We start from the raw sequence: 25,880 nt of genomic DNA on the forward strand, positions 1-25,880 counted from the left end.
CATAAACACTCGTATTATAATCGTATAACTCATTAAACAGGTAGGAATTAAAGATTTAATGTATTAAAGTACGATCACGCCATTATGGCGGAGAACCTCTAGGAACAGCAGGCAGACACTGTCCACGCGACAGGTTTGACCTATCAGGGCTGCATCAGGGAATTCTCCGCTATTTTTCTGAATAGGTCTGTAAATAACAGGCGCAAATGAATTTTTTTCACAAATTACATAGAATTAGGGGTGTCTTGATGAAGAGAAAATGGAAAAGTGGACTTATTCTCGGACTATCTTTGGTTTTAACGATTATGCTAAGTGCTTGCGGAGCAAGCAAGGGAGGAACCCAGGCGGATGGTAGCTCAGCTGCCGGTTCCAAGGATGTCGAGCTGCTCAACGTTTCTTATGATCCTACCCGTGAGCTGTATGAGGCCTATAATAAAGCGTTTGCCGCGCATTGGGAGAAGGAGAAAGGGCAGAAGGTGACAATCAAGCAGTCTCATGGCGGTTCTGGCAAGCAAAGTCGTTCTGTGCAGGATGGACTGGATGCGGATGTGGTTACTCTGGCCCTGGGCTATGATATTGATGCGCTACAGGACAAAGGGCTTATTAAAGAGGGCTGGCAAGATAAATATGAGCATAACAGCTCACCGTACACTTCAACCATTGTACTGCTGGTGCGCAAGGGTAATCCGAAAGGAATTAAGGACTGGGATGATTTAATCCGGGGTGATGTGCAGGTTATTACCCCGAATCCCAAAACTTCAGGCGGAGCCCGTTGGAATTATCTTGCGGCTTGGGCTTATGCGCTCAAGAAAAACAATAACGATGAAGCCAAAGCCCAGCAGTTTGTACAGGAGCTGTACAAGCACGTACCGGTACTGGATAGCGGAGCGCGTGGGGCGACTACGACCTTTGTGGAGCGTGGAATTGGCGATGTGCTGATTGCTTGGGAAAATGAAGCATTGCTCTCTGTGAAGGAGTTGGGTGCGGATAAATTTGATATCGTGTACCCGTCGATCAGTATTTTGGCTGAGCCTCCGGTGGCGATCGTCGATAAGGTTGTAGATAAAAAAGGCACGCGTGAGGTAGCGGACGCGTACCTGAAATATTTGTACAGTGAAGAAGGGCAGACCATTGCAGCCGAGAACTATTATCGTCCAACGCTGGATAGCGTAAAGGCGAAATTCAAGGATCAGTTTCCGGATCTGGAACTCGTAACCTTGAAGGATGTATTCGGAACGTGGAAAGAGACGCAGCAGAAGCACTTTAGTGACAAGGGGATTTTTGACCAGATTTATGTACCCGGAAGTTGATAAATGAATGGTTTATAAAGTTGGATAGGATCGGTAACCACAAGCGTTAGAGTGAAAGGATTTTAGAGAGGGATGGACAGAACATGAGTCAAGTGCAAGCCACCCGAAAACGCGTACTTCCCGGGTTCGGGTTAACGATGGGTTATAGCGTGCTGTACCTTAGTCTGGTGGTGCTGGTGCCTTTATCGGCACTGCTCCTGAACTCAACCGGACTGACGTGGGAAAAGTTTTGGGACGTAGCAACGGATGTAAGGGTGCTGGCTTCCTACAAGGTGAGTTTCCTGTGTGCCGCGGCTGCGGCGCTGATCGACCTGTTTCTCGGTTTATTGATAGCCTGGGTATTGGTGCGGTATGAGTTTCCGGGAAAACGGATATTTGATGCGGTCATTGACCTGCCCTTTGCCTTACCTACCGCGGTTGCGGGTGTTGCTTTGACCGCTCTATATGCGCAAAATGGCTGGATCGGTTCGCTGTTCGAACCATTGGGTTGGAAGATGGCGTATTCACAGACAGGTATTACACTTGCGCTGATGTTTATCGGCATCCCGTTCGTCGTGCGGACGGTGCAGCCAGTGCTGGAGGAGATGGACAAGGGCGAGGAGGAGGTCGCTGCGACGCTGGGAGCGGGCAGATGGCGTACCTTCCGCAGCGTGATTTTGCCGGAATTAATTCCGCCGCTGCTGACGGGCTTTGCACTCGCCTTTGCCCGTGGCATTGGTGAGTACGGCTCTGTTGTCTTCATCTCCGGCAATATGCCGATGAAGACCGAGATTGCTCCGCTGCTCATTATGTCCAAGCTGGAGCAAAATGATTATGCAGGAGCTACGGCGGTAGCGCTGATGCTGTTGGTGATTTCGTTTGTGCTGTTATTTGTGATTAACAGCATTCAACGCTGGTCACGGCGTCGTGCTTTCTAATCTGATATGCTTTCTAATCTAATGGAATTGTCCAATGTAAATGTCTAGGTAATGATACAGGGCACGGTACAGCCGTATTCTAAGGGGGGGGACATTATCATGTCACAAGCGATAACTGGGCAGGAGCTTGCTCATGCACCAGTACCTTCATCCGGACCGCCCCACAGGGTCACAAGCGAGGCACCCTGGGTGAAGTGGACGCTGATTGGGGCTGCTTTTCTGGCTTTGCTATGGGTGCTGGTATTGCCGCTGATCGTCGTGCTTACCGAAGCACTCAAGCAGGGCTGGAGTGTATACATCGAAGCGTTGCGGGACCCGGACGCCATGTCCGCGTTGTGGCTAACGCTGCTGGTGGCAGCGATAACGGTACCGCTAAATACGGTATTTGGTGTAGCCGCCGCCTGGCTGATCACGAAGTTTCAATTTCGTGGCAAAGGCTTGCTCGTCACCTTGATTGATTTACCCTTCGCCATCTCTCCTGTCGTCGGCGGACTGATGTATGTATTGGTGTTTGGCGCACAGGGCTGGCTTGGGCCGTGGCTGGATGAGCATGATATTAAAATAATATTTGCCTTGCCGGGCATTATTTTGGCGACGCTGTTCATCACCTTTCCTTTTGTGGCGCGAGAACTCATTCCAATGATGGAGGATCAGGGACAGCAGGAGGAAGAAGCCGCTGTCATGCTGGGCGCGCGCGGCTGGCGCATTTTTTGGAAGGTGACGCTGCCGAATATCAAATGGGGTCTGCTGTATGGCATTATTTTATGTAATGCGAGAGCCATGGGGGAGTTCGGCGCGGTGTCCGTCGTCTCCGGACATATCCGGGGAGAGACGAACACACTGCCGCTGCATGTGGAAATTTTATATAACGAATATCAGTTCTCGGCATCCTTTGCAGTGGCTTCGTTGCTGCTGCTGCTGGCTCTGGCTACCTTGGTGCTTAAAAGCTGGTTTGGGCGCAAGCGGGTTCATTGATAGGCATGATAGTTATAATGAAAAGTAATTGGAATTTACAAGTTATATGAGGAAACTTTAACAATAGATGGGACTTCTGACCCAGGAAATAGGTCTCTCTTCCAAGCTGGTTATCCTTAACGGATAAATCAGTCAGAAGAGAGGTCTATTTTTATTATCCACTATTACTCTCTAAATATGGATGTTTAAATTTAATTACATAATATAAAGAAATTAATTTAAAAAATATAATGTTTTATAAAAAAATTGAGATTTGATGTAAAATTATAGGTGTTTTTGCCGATATAAAGGTATTAAGGAGGTAAATTTTAGTTTCGTTGCAAAATTAACAAATTTGTGAGTTTGATATAATCCCAATAATTGTAATATTTTACTCATTATATTCAAGTTACTAAGACGGAGTAAGTACAAAAAAAGTAGAAATTTGGTGAGGTTCACCTGCAAGAAAAGCTGGGACGTAAAGCTATGTCTAGGCTGCATATCTTCGCATTTATTTCGTTATTGCGAAAGTGTGATTGTATAAATGAGCATTTGCTGAAATTCTGAAATGAAAAAATGGGAGGAAAAAAATGAGCACAATGGTGGTTTATCCCCTCACTCAAGCCCAAAAAAGGATTTGGTATACTGAGCAGTTTTTTCCGGACACGGGTATTTCCAATTTAGGTGGTTTTTCGAAACTCCGTTCTGACAAAGAAATTGATCCTGTACTGCTTATCGAGGCTTTTCGCTTGGTTGTCCAAAGTAACGAAACGCTGCGGCTCCGGTTCACGGTGAATAACGACGAACCTGTCCAGTACGTGGCAGACTCTGTTCTTGATGAAATCGAGTGGATTGATGCCAGTGGAGACGGAGAAAGTGATAGGCTGCGTGACTGGGCAGAAGCGGAGATGCGCAAGCCGATGCCTTTATACGATAGTGAATTGGTCAAATTCACAGTATTCAAAATCAACGAAACGGAGAACTGGTTCTTTGTAAAAGTCCACCATATTATCAGTGATGGTATTTCACTTGTTATGCTGGGCAACCAAATTGCCAATACCTGTGCAAAGCTGGCGAAAGGAGAAGAAGTCCTGTCTGCCGTTCAGCCTTCCTATATCGAATACATCAGCAGCGAGCAGGATTATTTTCAATCGGGACGGTTTCAAAAAGACAAAGTGTACTGGGAGCAAAAGTTTGCAGAACTCCCTGAGCCCGCTCCTTTGAAGAATGTCCGTGCCTCAAGAGCGGGCATTGCGGCGTTGCGGCTATCCAGAGATCTTCCGCCTGAGCTGCACGAACAAATTCGTCGTTTCTGCGTCGAAACCGGGGTTAGCATCCTGGCTTTATTCCTGTCGGTGCTTCACATTTACATGTACCGGGTGACAGGAAAGAGAGACCAGGTGCTGGGCACATTTATGGGGAACCGTACTCAACCGAGAGAAAAGCAGATGATGGGTATGTTCGTATCAACGATCCCGATGCGGTGCTACATTGACGAAGCTTTGGATTTTATGACTTTTGCGCGTCAGCAGATGAAAGAACAGCTTGCCGTGATCCGGCATCAGAAGTATCCGTACAATTTACTCGTCAGTGACCTGCGGGCCCAACACGGTTCAGCGGACCCTCTGTTCAACATCTCTCTGGAATATCAGGTCATGCAATGGCAACAATTGGAGAACCTGTCTGTTTTTACGGAACCGATATTTAACGGAAGTGAAGTCAATGATATCTCCCTTCACGTCAAAGAACGCTGGGATACCGGAAGTCTTGCGCTCGATCTGGATTATCGCTGCGATTTATTCACTGAGGCGGAAATCGGGGATATCTATGAGCGGCTTGTCACCTTACTTTGGGACGCTACTTCTTCACCGAATAAAATCATTACCGAACTGGCATGGCTGCCAGAGGAGCACCAGCAAAGGATGCCAGATTTGTGCAATACCGGAGGCATTGTTTATGATCGCGGGCAAACGCTGCACGGCTTGTTTGAGCGTATGGCCGAGACAGAACCCGATCGGGAAGCTGTCATGTATGAAGGTCGGTCGTTGACATACAAGGAATTGAACAGGCAAGCGAACGGGCTAGGGCATCTGCTGAGCGCCAAACGAGTAGCCCCGGACACGCCAGTCGTCCTGCTGATGGAGCGCTCGGAGCGTTTCATTGTGGCCATTCTCGGCGTGCTGAAGGCGGGATGTGCCTACGTTCCGGTCGATCCCGACCTTCCAGAGGAAAGGATTCGCTATATCGTCGAAGACTCGGGTGCGGCGTTTATAATCACCGACCAGCCTTTAAATGACCGATATGGTTTACAACAGGAACGGATCATTGAGTTCAAGGCTGCGGTATCTGGAGCGGAGAATGCGGAGAATCCGGTCACTGACGTTACCGCCCGGGATTTGGCTTATATCATCTATACTTCCGGTACAACCGGCAGGCCAAAAGGCGTCATGATCGAACATCGTCAGGTCCATCATCTGATCGAAGGACTGCATGAGCGTGTCTACAAGGCTTACGGTGGAGGATTGAATATAGCGTTGCTGGCACCGTTTCATTTCGACGCGTCGGTTCAGCAAGTATTTGCTTCGCTGCTGCTTGGACATACGCTGTTTATCGTTCCCCGTTCGTATGCTTCAAGTGGCAAGACGTTGATGGACTACTATAAGAAACAACGTATTGAAATCACCGATGGTACACCGGCACATGTGCAAATTATGGCCGGAGCCGGGGTGCCGGAGGACATCCTGCTTAGACACCTGCTGATTGGCGGCGAAGCACTGCCGTATGATGGGGTGAAAAAGCTGCTAGAGAAGTTCGCAGCGACCGGAGCCTACCCGCAGATCACGAATGTATACGGCCCGACGGAATGCTGTGTCGATGCCGCCTCTTTCGATTATCTGCCTGAAACGAAGGAAGCCGGTGGCGCTTATGTGCCGATCGGCAAACCACTCGGCAGCAACCGATTGTACATCATGGATCAGTTCGGACAGATACTGCCCGAAGGTGTAGAGGGAGAATTGTGCATCGCTGGTGACGGCGTGGGGCGTGGGTATCTGAACCTGCCGGAGCTGACTGCGCAAAAATTTGTCCCTGACCCGTTCGTGCCGAACGGAATGATGTATAGAACTGGCGATCTGGCGCGCTGGCTGCCTGACGGTAATGTTGAATTTATCGGCCGGAGCGACGATCAGGTGAAAATTCGCGGCTACCGGATTGAACTGGGTGAAATTGAGGCCGTGCTTCACCAGCATCCTGGCGTGGATAAGGCAGTTGTGCTGGCCCGCCCCCAAGGAGAGAACGGATATGAGCTTTCTGCTTACATCGTTCCGAAGGAAACGGACATCCCGGTGGTCCCGGACGAATGGAAAGCCCACCTTTCCAAAAAACTGCCGGAATATATGATTCCCCCGTATTTTGCGGAATTGAAGGAAATTCCGTTGACGCCGAGCGGTAAAGTGGACCGCAAAGCACTGCTGAAGCTCGAGGTGACGGTGGCAAGCGGAGCGGAATATGTCGCTCCTTCAGACGAGACGGAACAACAGCTTGCAGACATCTGGGGCGAGGTGCTCGGTGCGGAACGCGTCGGTATGCTCAATAATTTCTTCGAGCTTGGAGGACATTCGCTTAAAGCGATGACGCTGCTGTCCCGAATTCACAAGGCATTGGGCGTGGAGGTGCCGCTTCACGTGTTGTTTGAAAGGCCGACAGTGCAGGCAGTCGCTGAGTACGTCCGGCAGGCAGATGAGACGGTGTTTGCTGGTATCGAACCGGCACCACCGCAGACGTTCTATCCGCTGTCCCTGGCTCAGCGGAGGCTGTATATCGCGGGCCAGCTCGAACAGGCGGGCATCGCATACAACATGCCGGCTGCGGCATGGATTGAGGGCAGTATCGACATCAGCCGCTTGGAGACAGCGTTTCGCAAGCTGATTCGGCGTCACGAATCACTGCGGACGTCGTTTGAAGTCGTGGAAGGCATCCCGGTACAAAAAATACATGATAGCGTCTCGTTTGGGCTTGCGTTGCTTCCGGCTGGTGAATGTTCTCCAGAAGAAGCGATGTCCTCATTCGTTCGTCCGTTCGATATTGACCACGCCCCTTTGCTGCGGGTCGGACTGATGTCTGTGCAGGAGAATCGGCACTTGCTGCTTTTCGATATGCATCATTTGGTTTCCGACGGCGTATCCATCGCTATCCTGCTACGGGAACTAGGCTATTTGTACGGTGAGGAAAAACAGCTGCCGGAGCTGCGGCTACAGTATAAGGATGCGGCGGTCTGGCAGAACGCGAAGGCGGAAACGATTTTTGCCGCCGAAGAGGGCTATTGGCTGACTGCGCTCGGCGGCGAGCTGCCCGTTCTGGAGCTGCTGACCGATTATCCGCGTCCGCCGGTGCAGAGCTTTGAAGGCGATCGGGTATCCGCCGTGCTGGACCCTGCAATAACGTCAGAGCTGAAACAGTTGGCTGAGCGAAATGGCGTGACGTTGTATATGGTTCTGTTGTCCGCATACTATGCGCTGCTTGCCAAGTATACGAGCCAGGAGGACATCGTGGTTGGCACGCCGACGGCGGGAAGGAATCATGCTGATCTGGAAGGTGTCGTCGGTCTATTCGTCAACACGCTGGCCATCCGTGCCAAGGCCGATCTTGGAGATTCCTTTAACAAGCTTTTGCGTGAAGTGTACAGCCAGGCGGTAGAAGCGTTTGAGCACCAGAGCTATCCTTTTGAACGGCTGGTGGACAAATTGAGCCTGCCTCGTGATTTAAGCCGCAATCCTCTTTTCGACACCGTATTTATTTTGCAAAACGCGATGGAGGCTTTGCCGGATCTCGGTGGTGCGCGATTGTCGCTGTACGAAACGAATTTCCAGGTAGCCAAATTCGATCTTACACTTCAGGCAACGGAGGAGGATGACGGCATCAGGTTCGACCTGGACTATGCGACCCGATTGTTCCGGCGAGAGACGGCAGGCCGAATGCTGAAGCATTACGTGAACCTTCTGCGGGCGGCCGTTGCCGATCCGCAAATGAAGGTGGGCGAATACAGCCTGCCGGGAGGGAAAGAACGAGAGCAGCTTCTCCACGGATTTAATCCCGAACCGACCGATTACCCTAAGAGAGAAAATGTCGTATGGATGTTTGAACGGCAGGCAGCGGCCTCCCCTGACCGGACGGCGCTCGTATATGAAGGAGCACAACTGACGTACGGACAATTGAATGCCAAAGCCAACCAGTTGGCCCGCACGCTTCGAACCCGTGGAGTCGGGAGCGGCGAAGTGGTGGCGCTTTTGCTCGAACGTTCGCTGGAAATGATCGTTTCGGTAATGGCTGTTCTAAAAGCTGGTGCTGCATACGTGCCGATTGATCCAGAGCATCCCGAACAGCGGATACGGCACTTTTTTGACGACAGCGGGGCATCTGTACTGCTGACCCAACGTTCTTTGGCGCATTTGGCAGAAGCCGTGGAATACGAAGGTGTAATTCTATTGGCCGATGACGGGGATTTGTATCACGGAGATGATACGAATGTGGATGTGCTGATCGCGCCGGAACAGTTGGCCAATCTCACATATACATCTGGTACGACGGGCTTGCCGAAAGGCAACATGGTGACTCATGCCAACATTTTGCGGACGGTGTGCTGCACGAATTATATGGATATTTCACCGGAGGATACGTTCCTTGGCCTCTCCAACTACGTGTTCGACGCGTTTATGTTCGATGTATTTGGATCGCTGCTGCACGGTGCGCGGCTGGTGCTAGTTCCGAAAGACGTAGTTCTCAACATTTCGCAGCTGCCGCGCGTAATCGAACGTGAAGGAGTTTCCGTGCTGATGATCACGACGGCGCTGTTCAATCTGCTGGTCGATCTTGCGCCTGACTGCATCCAAAGTATCCGCAAAGTACTGTTCGGCGGGGAACGTGCGTCAGTAGATCATGTACGGCGGGCGCTCGCGGCGGCGGGACCTGACCATCTCCTGCATATGTACGGACCGTCGGAAAGTACGGTATTTGCGACATTTTATCCGGTGAACGAAGTAAATGATCAGGCCGTGAGCATTCCAATCGGCAAGCCGGTCAGCAATACGGCGGTATACATTCTCGATACGTTCAACCGACCGCAGCCGATCGGAGTGGCGGGAGAATTGTGTGTGGGTGGCGACGGAATTGTACTCGGCTACCTGAATCGTCCGGAGCTTACCGGGGAAAAGTTTACGATTCATCCGTTTAAAGACGGAGCCCGGATTTATCGCACGGGTGATCTGGCACGGTGGCTGCCTGACGGCAATATTGAGTTCATCGGCCGGATCGATCATCAGGTGAAAATTCGCGGTCAGCGGATTGAGCTTGGCGAAATCGAGCACCAACTGTTACAGCATGAAGCGGTGCGGAAAACGGCTGTGCTGGCTCTCGATATGGCGGGAGGCGAAAAAAGGTTGTGCGCGTACTTCGTCGCAGAAACGGTGCTGACAGTAAGCGAACTGCGCGAGCACGCAGCGAAGGGACTACCCGCTTACATGATTCCGTCCGCCTTTATTCAACTGGACGAACTGCCTTTGACAGGCAATGGCAAGATAGACCGCAGAGCCTTGCCGGCTCCCAAAGAGGATACGGCTGCAGACAGCGACTATACGGCCCCGCGCAACGAAACGGAGGCGGCGGTTGTTGGCATTTGGCAGGATGTGCTTGACGTCCAGCGGGTCGGCATATTTGACAACTTTTTCGATTTGGGTGGTCATTCTTTAAAAGCGATGGCGATGCTGGCGCGCGTTCACCGTGAACTGGAAGCGGAGATTTTGCTCAGGGAGCTGTTCGCTTCACCAACAGCGGCAGCTTTTGCCGAAGTCCTCTCCCGATCCGGCAAAAGCGTCTTTGATTCGATCGGGCGCGCTCCACGGCAGGAGGTCTACCCGGTGTCATCGGCACAGAAAAGACTATATGTGCTGCAGCAAATGGAAGGCGCGGAGCAGAGCTATAATATGCCTGCCGTTTTTGAACTGGAAGGACCGCTTGTGCAAGAACGCTTTAATGCGGTGATTAAAGAACTTGTACAGAGACATGAAGCACTCAGGACTTCGTTTGAGCTGGTGGAAGGAACACCAGTGCAGCGGGTGCAGGAAGAAACGAATTTTGCGGTGGAATATGTGCAGGCATCCGAAAAAGAGGCAGCGGAAATGCTGGAGCATCTGGTTCGGCCGTTCGTTTTGAATCAGGCTCCGCTCTTCCGTGTGACGCTGATCCGCACGAGTGAGATGAAGCATCTTCTCTTTATCGATATGCACCATATTATCTCGGACGGCGCATCGGTAGATATTTTAATGGATGAAATCGCCAGATTGTATGTAGGAGAAAAGCTGGAGCCGCTCCGTATTCAATACAAAGATTATGCGGTGTGGCAGCAGTCGTTCTTCCGCACGGAAGCATTCCGGCAGCAGGAGGAATATTGGCTGGAACAGATCGGCAGGGACATTCCCTCGCTTCAGCTGCCGACCGACTATGTGCGCCCGGCGGTTCAGACCTTTGCCGGGGATCGGATTCGGTTTGCGCTGGATGACACGCTTGCCACGGTACTGCGGCGTCTGGCGCAGGATACAGGAACGACGCTGAATATGGTGCTGCTGGCCTGCTACACCACATTGTTGGGCAAGCTGAGCGGACAAAACGATATTGTCGTCGGCACGCCGTTTGTTGGTCGCCCGCATTCCGATCTGGAAAGGCTGGTAGGCATGTTCGTCAACACACTTCCGCTCCGCCTTCGTCCGGAAGCAAGCTATACATTTGAACGGTATTTGCAGGAAGTGAAGGAGGCATCGCTGGGAGCATTTGAGTTCCAGAATTATCCTCTTGAGGAGCTGATCACAAAACTTCAATTGCCGAGAGATCTAAGCCGCAATCCGCTGTTCGACACGGTGTTCGCCATGCAAAATGCCGATCTGAACGATTTGAAAATGGACAGATTGAACCTGAAGCCCCACGCTTCCGAGCAGAAGACAGCCAAATTTGATCTGACGCTGACGGCAGCGGATGACGGACATACGATTATGCTCGAATTTGAATACAATACGGCACTGTTCAAGCATGAGACGATCACGCGTTGGAGTGGCTATCTCGTCCATATGATGCGCAATATTGCAGCGAATCCCGGAGCCCATCTGAGCGAGCTGCCACTGCTGACAGAGCAGGAGCAGCATGTGCTGTTGGAGGAATGGAACCGGACGGAGATGGAGGTGCCGGAAGACCGGACGGTGGTTGGTCTGTTCGAGGAGCAGGCAGAGCGTACACCAGAGGCAGCGGCAGTGACGTATGGCGGAAAAACGTGGAGCTACCGCGAGCTGAACGGTCGTGCGAACCAGTTGGCGCGGCTGCTGCGGGAACGAGGTGCCGGACCGGAACGGGCCGTCGGCATTATGGTGAAGCCATCACTGGAGATGGCATCCGGGGTGCTGGGCATTATGAAGGCAGGAGCGGCGTATGTGCCGATTGACCCGGATTATCCGGCGCAGCGAATCGCCTACATTTTGGCTGACAGCGGAGCCTTGGCGCTGGTGACGCAAAGCGGCCTGCCGATCCCGGAGGATTACAGCGGCGAGGTGGTGTATCTGGACGGTGGATTATCAGGAGGCAGTCTGTCTGGTGATAGTCTCCACGAAGGTGTCCGGTTCGGGGATGTGCAGACGGGGGACAGTCCCGGAGATGGTAGTCGGCATGAAGCTGACTTGCCAAAGGACAGCCCTTCTGTCGTTCCTACGGGATGGGCCGACGAACCGAACCCGCCATTAGCGGCTGGTCCGCACGATCTGGCGTATATGATCTACACGTCGGGGACGACTGGTCAGCCGAAAGGGGTTATGGTCGAGCACCAATCACTGGTGAACCTGTGCTGCTGGCATAACGGGGCCTTTGGCGTAACGGCAGAGGACCGGAGCGCGAAATACGCGGGCTTTGGCTTTGACGCCTCCGTCTGGGAGCTGTTCCCTTATTGGGTGGCCGGAGCGGAAATCCATGTGATTGATGAAGGCATCCGAATGGATTTGGAGTCGTTAAACCGCTATTTCGAGACGAACGAAATCACGATCACCTTCCTGCCGACGCAGTTGTGCGAGCAGTTTATGGAGCTGGAGAACCGCTCCCTGCGGGTGCTGCTAACTGGAGGGGATAAGCTGAAACGGGCGCTGCCGCCAGGGCGGAGCTATACGCTGGTGAACAATTACGGACCGACGGAAAGCACCGTGGTGGCGACGAGTATGACGGTCGAAGCAGGCGAGGCTGTGCCTGCCATTGGCAAACCGATTGCCAATACGCGAGTGTATGTGCTCGGTGCAGGCGATATGCCGCAGCCGATCGGAGTGCCCGGAGAGCTGTGCATCGCAGGCCGGAGCCTGGCGCGGGGATACCGTAACCGGCCGGAGGAGACGGCGGCGCGTTTCGTAGCCGATCCGTTCGTGCCGGAAGGTGTGATGTACCGGACGGGGGACCTGGTAAAATGGCGCAGCGATGGCCGGATCGAATATGCAGGCCGGATCGACCAGCAGGTGAAGGTACGGGGCTTCCGGATTGAGCTGGCGGAAATTGAGAGCCGACTGCTGAGTCACCCGGAAGTGAAGGAAGCGGCCGTGCTGGACGTGACGGATAAGCAAGGCCAGACGGCGCTGTGCGCGTACGTGGTAGCCCCCGAATCGACGGAAGGAGCCGCGCTGGACGTGGAAGGGCTGAAGCGCCACCTGGCGGCGGTGCTGCCGGACTACATGGTGCCGGCGTACTGGACGGCACTGGCGGGCTTGCCGGTGACCGCGAACGGGAAGCTGGACCGCCGGGCGCTGCCGCAGCCGGATACGTCGGCAGGAGCATCGGCATACCGGGAGCCAGCCAGCGAAAGCGAGGCGCTGTTGGCGGAGGTATGGCAGGACGTGCTGGGCGTCGAGCGTGTCGGCACGGAGGACAATTTCTTTGCCTTGGGCGGGGATTCGATCAAGGCGATCCAGATGGCAAGCCGATTGCACAAGCACGGCTGGAAGCTGGAGATGAAGGACCTGTTCCGGAATCCGACCATCGTGCAGGTGTCCCCGTACCTGGAGGAGCTAAAAGGCGAGAGAGCAGACCAGTCCGAAGTGAAGGGCGAAGTGAAGCTGACGCCCGTGCAGCGGTGGTTCTTTGAGCAGCGGTTTACGGATCGACACCACTGGAACCAATCGGTCATGCTGTATGCGGAGAAAGGGTTTGAGCGGAGGCAGACGGAAGCGGCGCTGCGGGCGCTGGTGGAGCACCATGATGCGCTGCGGATGGTGTATAGCGAAACGGCAGACGGAGTGGTGCAGTACAACCGGGGTGTGGAGGGTGAACTGTTCACCCTGAAGGAACTCGATTACCGGACCGGGGCTGAAGGGTGTGAAGTGACCAGTCCAGAGGCATGGAAACGGGCAATCGAAAGCGAAGCGGAAGCGATTCAAAGCGGGATCGATCTAAGCCGTGGACCGCTGGTAAAGGCGGCTATGTTCCATACAGACCAGGGCAGCCACCTGTTGATTGTGATTCATCATCTGGTCGTGGACGGTGTGTCATGGCGTATTTTGCTGGAGGATTTTGCATCTGCCTATAAACAGGAAGACAGAGGAGAAGCGGTCATGCTACCGGCTAAAACTCATTCCTTCGCCGAATGGTCTGAGCGGATGCATGAATTCGCCGAATCCCGGCTGCTGCTTCAAGAAATTGCTTATTGGAGCCAGCTTGAAAAGATGTGCCCATTGCCGCTGCCCAAAGACAGCGAAACGGGAGATCGGCGCATGCAACATACGGTAACGGCGGAGTTTAAGCTGTCACCGGAGCAGACGTTGCATTTGACAACACAGGCGCATGAGGCGTATCGCACTGAAATGAACGATATTTTGCTGACAGCCCTTGGGTACGCTGTGCAGGATTGGACCGGATTCGATCATGTACTTGTGACCATGGAAGGACACGGGCGGGAAGAAGTGATCGAGATTGACGTTTCACGCACGGTTGGCTGGTTTACGAGCCAATATCCGTTTGTGCTCGACATGAGTCATGCGGAGGATACAGCGTTCCAATTAAAACGGATTAAAGAAGATTTGCGACATATTCCAAATAAAGGGGTCGGTTATGGCGTTTTGCGGCATGTGACCCCTGATGAATACAAGGACGAACTGGATTTTACGCTCCAGCCCGAAATTAGCTTCAATTACCTGGGACAGTTCTCGGAACCAGCGAATGCGGATGCATTTGTTCGTTCTTCGATGCCAATGGGAAGCCCGCTCGGTCAAGAAGGAGAAAAGCCGACGCCGCTTGATGTGGTCGGATATATAGAAGGCGGCGTGCTGTGTATGTCGATTGCCTACAACGGTTTAGAGTACACAAGCGAGACAATCTCGTCTCTGAACGAAAGCTTCAAAACGCATCTGGTGCGCCTGATTGATCATTGCATGAGCCAGGAGGGTGGAGAGATGACACCGAGCGATCTGGGCGATGATGAGTTGACGATTGAAGAGCTGGATCAATTGATGCAGCTGCTGTAATCTTTTGCCGCTTCTAGTGGTTTCTAGCGGCTTATATTGAAAACATGTGACAGAGAGGTGACTTATGACCAAACCGAAAATTCAAAAAGTGTATCCCTTAACGCCAATGCAGGAAGGTATGCTGTTTCACGCGATGCTTGATCCTGAATCCTCCTCTTATTTTACACAGATGGAGCTGCATATTACCGGTAATCTCGACACTGGAGTCCTGCAGCAAAGCGTGGATGAGTTGGTCCGTTCCAATGACATTTTACGGACAGTTTTTGTTTATCAGCAGCTTCAACGGCCACGACAAATTGTACTCGCTGAACGCAAGGCTGAGGTCCACTGTGAGAGCTTGGAAGGAATGCAGCCAGAATCGCAGCAGCACCGGATGGAGAGCTACAAGCGGGAAATTCAGGCCAAAGGTTTTGATTTGGCCAAGGATGTGCTTTTTCGCGTCGCTGTATTCCGGCTGAGTAAGCATGATTACCGTTTGGTGTGGAGCAACCATCACATTCTCATAGACGGCTGGAGTCTCGGCGTGCTGATGAAAAAACTGTTCGGGAACTACGAAAAGCTTCGCAGTGGCTCTCCGCTTCTTCCCGAACGGGAGAAGCCCTACGGGGACTATATCAAATGGCTGGAAATGCAGGATAAGGAAGCAGCTTATGCGTTCTGGGACGGACGTCTGGAGGAATTTGGACGTCCAACTCCGCTCCCATGGCGGAAAACCGGGTCTGACGGAGAGGTTTACCGGAACGAAGAATTTAAATGGGAATGGGATCGTGAGTTGGTCACTGCGCTGAAGGCGCTGGCGAATCAGTATCAGGTAACGGCCCCTAACCTTTTTCAGGCGCTGTGGGGGGCACTGCTCGCCCGGTTCAATGATTCGGAGGACGCAGTGTTCGGGACGGTCGTCTCCGGTCGTCCAGCCTCCATTCGTGGAGTCGAGCAAATGGCGGGATTATTCATCAATACGGTTCCGGTGCGTGTGACCGTCCGGCCTGGAACAACGTTCGCCGACTTATTCACTACGGTGCAATCTTATGCGCTGGAGGCGGAACAACACGATTATTTGCCATTGTATGAAATTCAAAAGCGTTCCGAGCTGCAAAGTGGTCTCGTGAGCCATTTGCTTGCTTTTGAAAACTACCCGCTTGACCGCGAACTGGCTGACGGAAGTCTGGAGGAGCGGCTTGGATTCTCTGTTCGTGTGGCGGATTCATTTGAACAGACGAACTACGATTTTAACCTGATTGTGTACCCCGGCGAAACGTGGTCGCTCAAAATGATGTACAATGCCGCTGTGTTCGAGCGGGACTGTATGGAAAAAGCTGCCGGGCACCTGACGGCGCTGCTCCGCGCAGCACTGTCCAATCCCGATAGTGAAGTGAACCGGGCCTGCATTTTGAATGAAGCGGAACAAGATGAAATTGGGCGCTTTCACGGTATACCGTCCGACTATCCCCGAGACAAAAGCATCGCGGCGCTGTTCGAGGAGCAGACGGAGCGTACACCGGACCGCGAAGCGGTCATATGGGAAGGCGGCACGCTGACGTACCGTGAATTGAACGCGCACGCCAACCGGATTGCGCGCAGATTGCGGGCGCGCGGTGTACAACCGGACGAGATCGTCGGGTTGATGACCGAAAAGTCAGCCGATACGGTTATCGGCGTTCTTGCCATTCTGAAAGCCGGTGGCGCTTATCTGCCGATGGACCCGGAATATCCCGAAGAGCGGATCTCCTATTTGTTGGAGGACAGCGGAGCCAGACTAACGCTGACGCAAAGAGGGCTCGCCGACCGATTGAATCGGCTGGTGGGAGCAGATGTGTTGATCATCGACGGGGAAGAGGAGATTTTTGGAGCTGAAGGTGAGCTTCCTTTCTCTGTGCGGGGTGAGGAAGAACGTAACCTTGCAGGAGTCAATGGCCCGCACGATTTGGCCTATGTCATGTATACATCCGGCTCAACCGGGAGACCCAAAGGGGTGATGGTTGAGCAGCGCAACGTCATCCGACTGGTCATGGATGCTGGTTACATTCCTTTCGGGGAAGAAGAACGGATGGCGCAGACAGGTGCTATCAGCTTTGATGCAAGCACGTTCGAGCTGTTTGGTGCGCTGCTGCACGGTGCGGGGCTTTATTTGGTGCCAAAAGACATCTTGCTGGACGGGGATGCTTTTGCCGGATTTTTACGCAAACAAGGCATTACGATGATGTGGCTAACCTCACCACTTTTTAATAACCTGTCACAGCATAATCCGCTCATGTTCGCTTCCGTGCGACATCTAATTATCGGCGGGGACGCACTTGCGCCAGCACATGTAAATCGGGTTCGCAAGGTTTGCCCGAACCTGTCTTTATGGAACGGTTACGGACCTACCGAAAATACGACCTTCTCGACTTGTTTCCGGATTGACCGGGATTATGATGGCTCAGTACCGATTGGCCGACCGATCGGTAGCTCAACCGCTTATATCGTCAACACTGGCGGTCAGCAACAGCCGATCGGTATTCCGGGAGAATTGTGCGTGGGGGGAGACGGTGTGGCCCGTGGCTATCTGAATCGCCCCGAGCTGACGACGGACAAATTCGCCGCAGATCCTTTCACGCCCGGCGGGAGAATGTACCGGACTGGCGATCTGGCACGCTGGCTGCCGGACGGCAATATTGAATATTTGGGACGGATGGATAATCAGGTGAAAATCCGTGGCTTCCGGATTGAGCTTGGCGAAATCGAGGCACGCCTGATGCAGGTGGAGGGTGTCCGCGAGGCCGTAGTTGTCGTCAATACGGGTCAGCCGGGAGAACATACGCTGGCTGCCTATGTAATCGGGGAACAGCCGATAACAGCGGGAGAGCTGCGAACCGCACTGTCACGGATGGTACCGGACTATATGCTGCCGTCCCATTTCATACAATTGCAGCAAATGCCCCTGACGCCGAACGGGAAAGTGGACCGCAAAAAGCTCCCCGAGCCTGGAGCTGTCGAAGCCGCTGAAGGATACGTTGCGCCGGCCAGCGAAATGGAGCAGCTGCTGGCCGACTTGTGGAGCGAGGCGCTTGACGTAGAGAGGGTTGGGGCAGAGGACAATTTCTTCGCCCTTGGGGGGCATTCGCTTAAAGCGATGATGCTGACCGCAAAAATACGGCAGCAGCTTCACAAAGAAGTGACGATCAAAACGCTGTTTAAACGGCCAACCGTCCGCGAACTTGCTGCCTGCTTGCAGACGGAGGAAGCCGATGGCGGGTCTGAATTACCGGATTGGCAGCCGATCAACCCGGCACCTGCGGCAGAATGTTTCCCGGTGTCCTCAGCACAGCGAAGAATGTATATCGTCAATCAACTCGGGGAAACCGGAATCAGCTACAATATTCCAGCCGTTCTGCTGCTGGAAGGGGAAGCTGACCCAGAGCGTTTGGAGGCCGCTTTCCGACAGTTGATCGAACGACATGAATCACTGCGAACATCTTTTGAGATGGCCGAAGGTTCGCTGGTACAACGCATTCACCGTCAGGTTCCGTTTTCTCTGGAGATTCTAACGGCGAAGGGGGAAGAGGCGGAAGCTCTGATTCGTCAGTTTATTCGGCCATTCGATCTGCACAAGGCTCCTCTTGTTCGTGCGGCTCTCGTCGCTTTGGAGGAGAAGCGGCATCTGTTAATGATCGACATGCATCATATTATCTCGGACGGTAGTTCAACAGGCATCCTGGTGAATGATCTGGCCCGCCTTTATCATGGTGAAAGCTTGTCTGCACCGCAGTTGCATTATAAGGATTTTGCCGTATGGCAGAACGAAGAGGCGCAGCGGGAGAGCATGAAACGTTTGGAAGCCTACTGGCTGGACACGTTTAAGGGTGAGCTGCCTGTGCTTGATTTGCCTACCGATTATCCACGTCCTTACGAGCGTAATTATGACGGGAATCGAGTCGTCTTCGGGGTTGACGGAGAGCTTGCCAAGCAGGTTCGGGGGCTTGCCGCCGAGACGGATACGACGGTATACATGGTGCTGCTTGCCGCGTTCAGCTTTTTGCTGGCACAGTATTCATCCCAGGAGGATATTATCGTCGGCTCGCCAACGGCGGGCAGAACACGCGCCGAAACGGCTGGCATACCGGGGATGTTCATCAATACGCTCGCATTGCGCTGTGCGCCGTCAGGAACCAAGACATTCAGGAATTATCTGAATGAAATCAAAGAAACGACCCTGCAGGCATTTGCCCATCAGGATTATCCGCTGGAAGAACTGATTGAGAAGCTGCCTTTGGAACGGGATATCAGCCGTAATCCGCTGTTCAGCGTATCATTCAATATGTTGAATATGGAGATTCCGCCGCTGCGTCTGGACGGACTGACGGTTTCACCGTACGCGATCCATCACCCAACGTCCAAGTTCGATTTGACTCTTGAGGCGGTGGAGCAGGATGGACCAATCGGCTTGAGCTTCGATTATGCGACAGCACTGTTCACACAGGAGACGATCCGGCGCTGGAGTGGACACTTGCTGCAAATTTTGCGACATGCTGTCAGCACGCCCGATATTATGCTGAATGATGTTGAGCTTCTTCCGCCTACCGAAATGCGGTATTTGCTGGAAGACAGCTCCCCCGATCCTGCGTATGAGCCACCGCAAGGAACATTCCACGGTATGTTGGACCAGCGGGCGCGGCTCACGCCGGACCGTACGGCTATCGTTTGCGGAGCGGAAAAATGGAGCTACAGAGAGATGGAAGACAAAGCTGCCCGGCTGGCAGGCAGTCTTCGGTCGCATGGAGTCGGGTGTGACAGCGTCGTAGGGCTTCTTCTCGACCGTTCGGCGGCCATGATTGTTGCGATGCTGGCGGTCATGAAGGCTGGCGGCGCATATCTGCCGATTGACCCGGAAACGCCGGACCAGCGCATTGGATTTATGCTGGAGGACAGCAGAGCCCTACTGTTGATCGCGGACGGTGATAACGCGGAACGTCTGCCGGAGGGCTATCGCGGAGCCATGCTGAACGTGGACGACGATAGCTTGTATAAATCGGAGCCTTGGCGACCCGAAGGGGACCAACATGAAAGTGAAAGTTTGGCTTACATCATTTATACGTCGGGTACGACGGGCAATCCGAAAGGGGTGCAGCTCACGCATAGAGGCCTTCTGCATTATGCACGCTGGTTTGCGGCTGAGGCGAAGCTGTCCCCGGATGACAAGACGGTGCTGCTGTCATCCTACGCGTTCGACCTGGGCTATACGAGCCTGTACCCGGTACTGCTGGCAGGTGGCGAGCTGCACATCGTTTCCAAAGAAACAGTGACATCGCCTGATCGGCTCAGCCGTTATATCGAAGAACAGGAAATTACGTACATTAAATGCACCCCATCCCTGTTTCATACGCTGGTTCTGGCGCAGAATTTTGCGATTACGGAGCATTTGGCATCGTTGCGGCTGGCAGTGCTGGGCGGAGAACCGATCAACCCGGCCGATTTGCGCCGTTTCCATGATCGGTATCCGCGAGCCCGACTGATGAACCACTATGGCCCGACAGAGACGACGGTTGGGGCGGTGGCCCAGTTTATTGACACAGAGCGGCTGGAAGAATATGCATACAGACCGACCATTGGCCGTCCGATTCGCGGCGCAGGCGCGTTTATTCTCAATCCGGCACGGCGTCTGGTGGCCCCTGGGGTGATTGGGGAGCTGTATTTGGCAGGTCCGGGACTCGCGCGGGGCTACTTGAATCGTCCTGACTTGACCGCCGAAAAATTTGTGACCAACCCGTATGATCCGGAGAAGATGCTATTCCGAACAGGCGACTTGGCACGTATGCTGCCTGATGGACGAATTGAGTTTATGGGGCGTCGTGACGATCAAGTGAAAATACGGGGCTATCGGGTCGAGCCCAAGGAAATCGAAGCGGTTTTACTCCGACACGAGGCTGTCCGGGAGGTTGCTGTGGTCACGACTGCGGCTGAGGGCGGCATGCTTGAATTATCCGCGTATTTTGTGGCAGCGTCTGGTCTCGTGGTAGCTGAGTTGAGGAGCTTTCTGGCCGCACAGTTGCCGGGGCACATGATTCCGTCCTATTTCATTCCGATAGATGCCCTTCCGCTTACGGCGAACGGCAAGCTTGACCGCCGGGCTCTGCCGGAGCCTCGGGTTGCGGTGGTTACCGCTGGTGTCTACGCCGAACCTGAAACCGACATCGAAGCTGAATTGTGCGCGGTATGGGCCGAGACATTAGGTGTGGGCCGCGTCGGTATTGAGGACAATTTTTTCAATCTGGGCGGACATTCGCTAAAGGCGATCCTGCTGGTTGGTGCTATTCAGAGCAGGCTGGGGCGGGATATCTCGCTCAAAGCGTTGTTTGAGCATCCAACAGTCCGGGCATTGGCGAGGTATATGGAAGAAGCGGCCGTTTGGACAGATGACGGGAAAGCAGCCACAGATAGCGTCATGACCACTGCGGAAGAGTGTATCCGGAACGAGATGGCTCCGGCGGCGAAGATGGATTATTATCCGGTATCGTCCGCACAGAAGCGAATGTATATTCTGCACAAGCTTGATCCGCAAAGCACCGGCTACAATATGCCGGCAGTACTGCTGCTGGAAGGCGCATTGGATGTCGGAAGGCTTGAAGGAGCGCTCCATTCGCTGGTTGCGCGCCATGAGTCGCTGTGGACCTCTTTTACGGAACTCGACGGTACTCCGGTTCAGATGATTCATACTGCGGCCAAGGTGCATCTGCACACTGCTCATGCCGGGATAAAGGAAACGGAAGCGCTCATTGCCGATTTTGTCCGGCCGTTCGATCTGAGTAGCGCACCATTGCTGCGGACCGGATTGATCCGACTCAGCGACAATCGTCATTTGCTGCTGCTGGATATGCATCATATCGTTGCGGACGGAGTAACCCGCAGCCTGTTTGTCCGGGAGATTGCCAGCTTGTACAAGGGGGAGGTGCTGCCTGCGCCCAAGCTGCATTACAAGGATTTCGCCGTTTGGCAGGAAAAGACGCCTCAGCGGGAGCATATCGCTCTGCAGGAGCGCTACTGGCTCGACCGTTTTGCCGAGCCGCTGCCGAATCTGGAACTGCCCGCCGATTTTCCGCGCCCTCCGGTGCAGAGCTTCCGCGGCGGTCAGGTCCGGTTCCAAACGAAACCCGAAACAGCGGAGCATATCCGGTATCTGATGCAAGAGACGGGGACGACCCTGCACATGGTGATGCTCGCGGCGTTCGGCACCTTTTTGGCTAAAATGTCCGGGCAGGAGGATATCGCGGTGGGTACGGCGGTGGCCGGGCGAAGTATCCCGGCTGTACAGGAAATGCCGGGGATGTTCGTCAACACGCTGGCGTTGCGTTGCTCTCCGGAGAGTGGAAAGACGTTCCGCGAATTTTTGCTGGAAGTGAAGGAAACGTGCCTGGAGGCGCTGGATCATCAGGATTATCCGTTTGAAGAGCTGGTTGGAAAGCTTGACTTGCCGCGTGATCTGAGTCGTAATCCGCTCGTGAGCGTGATGCTGACGGTTGATAATCCCGACAGGGAGACGTTACGTCTCGACGGGCTTGCCATTTCCCCTTACGGTAACTTTCATAGCATGGCTAAGTTTGATCTGACACTGGGCGCGTTCGAGGACGGAGACAGCATCGGACTCCAGTTCGAGTATGCGGCTGATTTATTCAGGGAAGAAACGGTCGGATATTGGAGCGGGCATTTGCTGAATCTGCTATCCGTTGCGGCATCCGAACCGGATATTCAACTGGGTACGCTGCCGTTGCTGACAGAGCAGGAGCAGCATGTGCTACTGGAGGAATGGAACCGGACGGAGATGGAGGTGCCGGAAGACCGGACGGTGGTTGGTCTGTTCGAGGAGCAGGCAGAGCGTACACCAGAGGCAGCGGCAGTGACGTATGGCGGAAAAACGTGGAGCTACCGCGAGCTGAACGGTCGTGCGAACCAGTTGGCGCGGCTGCTGCGGGAACGAGGTGCCGGACCGGAACGGGCCGTCGGCATTATGGTCAAGCCATCACTGGAGATGGCATCCGGAGTGCTGGGCATTATGAAGGCAGGAGCGGCGTATGTGCCGATTGACCCGGATTATCCGGCGCAGCGAATCGCCTACATTTTGGCTGACAGCGGAGCTTTGGCGCTGGTGACGCAAAGCGGTCTGCCGATCCCGGAGGATTACAGCGGCGAGGTGGTGTACCTGGACGGTGGGTTATCAGGAGGCAGTCTGTCTGGTGATAGTCTTCACGAAGATGTCCGGTTCGGGGATGTGCAGACGGATAGCAGTCCGGGAGACGATGGGCGGCATGAAGCTGACTTGTTCCAAGACAGTCCATCTGTCGTTTCGGCTGAATGGGCCGACGAGCCGAACCCGCCATTAGCGGCTGGCCCGCACGATCTGGCGTATATGATCTACACGTCGGGGACGACCGGTCAGCCGAAGGGGGTTATGGTCGAGCATCAATCGCTGGTGAACCTGTGCTGCTGGCATAACGGGACCTTTGGCGTGACGGCAGAGGACCGGAGCGCGAAATACGCGGGCTTTGGCTTTGACGCCTCCGTCTGGGAGCTGTTCCCTTATTGGGTGGCCGGAGCGGAAATCCATGTGATTGATGAAGGCATCCGAATGGATTTGGAGTCGTTAAACCGCTATTTCGAGACGAACAGCATCACGATCACCTTCCTGCCGACGCAGTTGTGTGAGCAGTTTATGGAGCTGGAGAACCGATCCTTGCGGGTGCTGCTAACTGGAGGAGACAAGCTGAAACGGGCGTTGCCGCCAGGGCGGAGCTATACGCTGGTGAACAATTACGGACCGACGGAAAGCACCGTGGTGGCGACGAGTATGACGGTTGAAGCGGGAGAGGCTGTACCTGCCATTGGCAAACCGATTGCCAATACGCGAGTGTATGTGCTCGGTGCAGGTGATATGCCGCAGCCGATCGGGGTGCCCGGAGAGCTGTGCATCGCAGGCCGGAGCCTGGCGCGGGGATACCGTAACCGGCCGGAGGAGACGGCGGCGCGTTTCGTAGCCGATCCGTTTGTGCCGGGAGGTGTGATGTACCGGACGGGGGACCTGGTAAAATGGCGCAGCGATGGCCGGATCGAATATGTAGGCCGGATTGACCAGCAGGTGAAGGTACGGGGCTTCCGGATCGAGCTGGCGGAAATTGAGAGCCGACTGCTGAGTCACCCGGAAGTGAAGGAAGCGGCCGTGCTGGACGTGACGGATAAGCAAGGCCAGACGGCGCTGTGCGCGTACGTGGTAGCCCCTGGACTGGCGGAAGGAGCCGCGCTGGAGGTGGAAGAACTGAAGCGTCACCTGGCGGCGGTGCTGCCGGACTACATGGTGCCGGCGTACTGGACGGCACTGGCGGGCTTGCCGGTAACCGCGAATGGGAAGCTGGACCGCCGGGCGCTGCCGCAGCCGGATACGTCGGCAGGAGCAGCGGCGTACCGGGAGCCAGCCAGCGAAAGCGAGGCGCTGTTGGCGGAGGTATGGCAGGACGTGCTGGGCGTCGAGCGAGTCGGCACGGAGGATAATTTCTTTGCCCTGGGCGGGGATTCGATCAAGGCGATCCAGATGGCAAGCCGATTGCACAAGCACGGCTGGAAGCTGGAGATGAAGGACCTGTTCCGGAATCCGACCATCGTGCAGGTGTCCCCGTACCTGGAGGAATTAAAAGGCGAGAGAGCAGACCAGTCCGAAGTAAAGGGCGAAGTGAAGCTGACGCCCGTGCAGCGGTGGTTCTTTGAGCAGCGGTTTACGGATCGACACCACTGGAACCAATCGGTCATGCTGTATGCGGAGAAAGGGTTTGAGCGGAGGCAGACGGAAGCGGCGCTGCGGGCGCTGGTGGAGCACCATGATGCGCTGCGGATGGTGTATAGCGAAACGGTAGACGGAGTGGTGCAGTACAACCGGGGTGTGGAGGGTGAGCTGTTCGCCCTGAAGGAATTCGATTACCGGACCGGGGCTGAAGGGTGTGAAGTGACCGGTCCAGAGGCATGGAAACGGGCAATCGAAAGCGAAGCGGAAGCGATTCAAAGCGGGATCGACCTAAGCCGTGGACCGCTGGTAAAGGCGGCTATGTTCCATACAGACCAGGGCAGCCACCTGCTGTTTGTGATTCATCATCTGGTCGTGGACGGTGTGTCATGGCGTATTTTGCTGGAGGATTTTGCAGCGGGTTACGTACAGGCAGGCCGAAATGAACCGATTACGCTGCAGGACAAAACAAACTCGTTCCGGCAATGGGCAGCCGAATTGGAGAAGTATGCCCACTCCGAAGCCTTTCTCAAGCAGGCGGGCTATTGGCAGGAGCTTAAAGCCATTGACATAAGCGCTCTGCCGAAGGATAGCGAAATCGGTATTCGCCAAGTCAAAGATCACGCCGCCATCCAATTTGAATTGACGGAGGAGGAGACGCAGCAACTGCTGACGAGAGCACACCGGTCTTATGGCACGGAGATCAATGATCTGTTGCTGAGTGCGCTCGTTCTGACCTTCCGGGAATGGACAGGGCAGGAGAAAGTGAGCATCAACCTGGAGGGACATGGCCGGGAAGAAATACTGCAAGGCCTTGATATTTCGCGTACGGTAGGGTGGTTCACGGCCCAGTATCCTATTGTTCTGGATACCGGATTTGCAAACGATCCGTCCCGGCTGATCCCTTTTATCAAAGAAAGCCTTCGGACTGTTCCAGATAAGGGAATCGGCTACGGTATTTACCGATATCTTTTCAGCGCAGATGAAAGCGATATGCCGTCCCTGCGGGTGCAACAGCCGGAAATCAGCTTCAATTATCTGGGGCAGATCGATAGTGAGCTGAATACAGAGTTCTTCGGGCCTTCTCCATACGAAATGGGCTCGCAGGCCAGTCCAAACTCTGAGGCGTTATATGCTCTTAATTTTGTAGGTATCGTACGGAATGGGTGTTTCACACTTTCATGCTCCTTTAACAAAAGGGAGTTCTTGAGAGGGACAATAGCTGATCTTATGGAACGTTTCCGCTATCATCTGTGCGGCCTCATCCGTCATTGTGTTGAGAAAGAGGACAGGGATTACACGCCAAGTGATTTCAGCGCGAAAGGCCTTGAGATGGAGGATGTCAGCGACATTTTTGAAATGCTGGGAGAAAAATTAAACTGATGACGCATTTGCTAATACGAACGGAACCCGGACGCCGATTTTGACG

5 protein-coding genes are annotated in these 25,880 nt (G+C 54.0%); all 5 read left to right on the plus strand.

Features of this window, described 5'->3' with window-relative positions:
• Positions 1-248: 248 nt before the first annotated feature.
• The 5 genes from BAZ21_RS16865 to BAZ21_RS16885 all read left to right on the plus strand — a co-directional run bounded on the left by BAZ21_RS16865 (position 249) and on the right by BAZ21_RS16885 (position 25,834).
• On the plus strand, positions 249-1,310 hold the full coding sequence (locus BAZ21_RS16865) for a sulfate ABC transporter substrate-binding protein (protein ID WP_068503141.1): 1,062 nt from the start codon (positions 249-251) through the stop codon (positions 1,308-1,310).
• A gap of 83 nt (positions 1,311-1,393) precedes the next feature.
• Positions 1,394-2,227 carry a sulfate ABC transporter permease subunit CysT gene (cysT, locus tag BAZ21_RS16870; protein ID WP_010346428.1) on the plus strand — a complete coding sequence of 278 codons (834 nt, stop codon included), beginning with the start codon at positions 1,394-1,396 and terminating at the stop codon, positions 2,225-2,227.
• Between the two features lie 99 nt (positions 2,228-2,326).
• On the plus strand, positions 2,327-3,202 hold the full coding sequence (gene cysW, locus BAZ21_RS16875) for a sulfate ABC transporter permease subunit CysW (RefSeq protein ID WP_068503145.1): 876 nt from the start codon (positions 2,327-2,329) through the stop codon (positions 3,200-3,202).
• 569 nt (positions 3,203-3,771) lie between these two features.
• The gene (locus BAZ21_RS16880; protein WP_305119341.1) at positions 3,772-14,709 is read left to right on the plus strand and encodes a non-ribosomal peptide synthetase; all 10,938 of its coding nucleotides are present in this window, start codon (positions 3,772-3,774) and stop codon (positions 14,707-14,709) included.
• Between the two features lie 64 nt (positions 14,710-14,773).
• Positions 14,774-25,834 (plus strand): non-ribosomal peptide synthetase, encoded by an 11,061-nt coding sequence (locus BAZ21_RS16885; RefSeq protein WP_068503148.1) that lies wholly within the window; start codon positions 14,774-14,776, stop codon positions 25,832-25,834.
• Positions 25,835-25,880: the final 46 nt, after the last annotated feature.

Source organism: Paenibacillus kribbensis (genome assembly GCF_001705305.1).
In the GTDB taxonomy this organism is placed as follows: Bacteria; Bacillota; Bacilli; order Paenibacillales; family Paenibacillaceae; genus Paenibacillus; species Paenibacillus kribbensis_B.

Coding starts and splice junctions, on each gene's coding strand:
- cysT (WP_010346428.1), top strand. CDS start 1,394: ATGAGTCAAGTGCAAGCCACCCGAAAACGCGTACTTCCCGGGTTCGGG.
- BAZ21_RS16865 (WP_068503141.1), top strand. CDS start 249: ATGAAGAGAAAATGGAAAAGTGGACTTATTCTCGGACTATCTTTGGTT.
- BAZ21_RS16885 (WP_068503148.1), top strand. CDS start 14,774: ATGACCAAACCGAAAATTCAAAAAGTGTATCCCTTAACGCCAATGCAG.
- cysW (WP_068503145.1), top strand. CDS start 2,327: ATGTCACAAGCGATAACTGGGCAGGAGCTTGCTCATGCACCAGTACCT.
- BAZ21_RS16880 (WP_305119341.1), top strand. CDS start 3,772: ATGAGCACAATGGTGGTTTATCCCCTCACTCAAGCCCAAAAAAGGATT.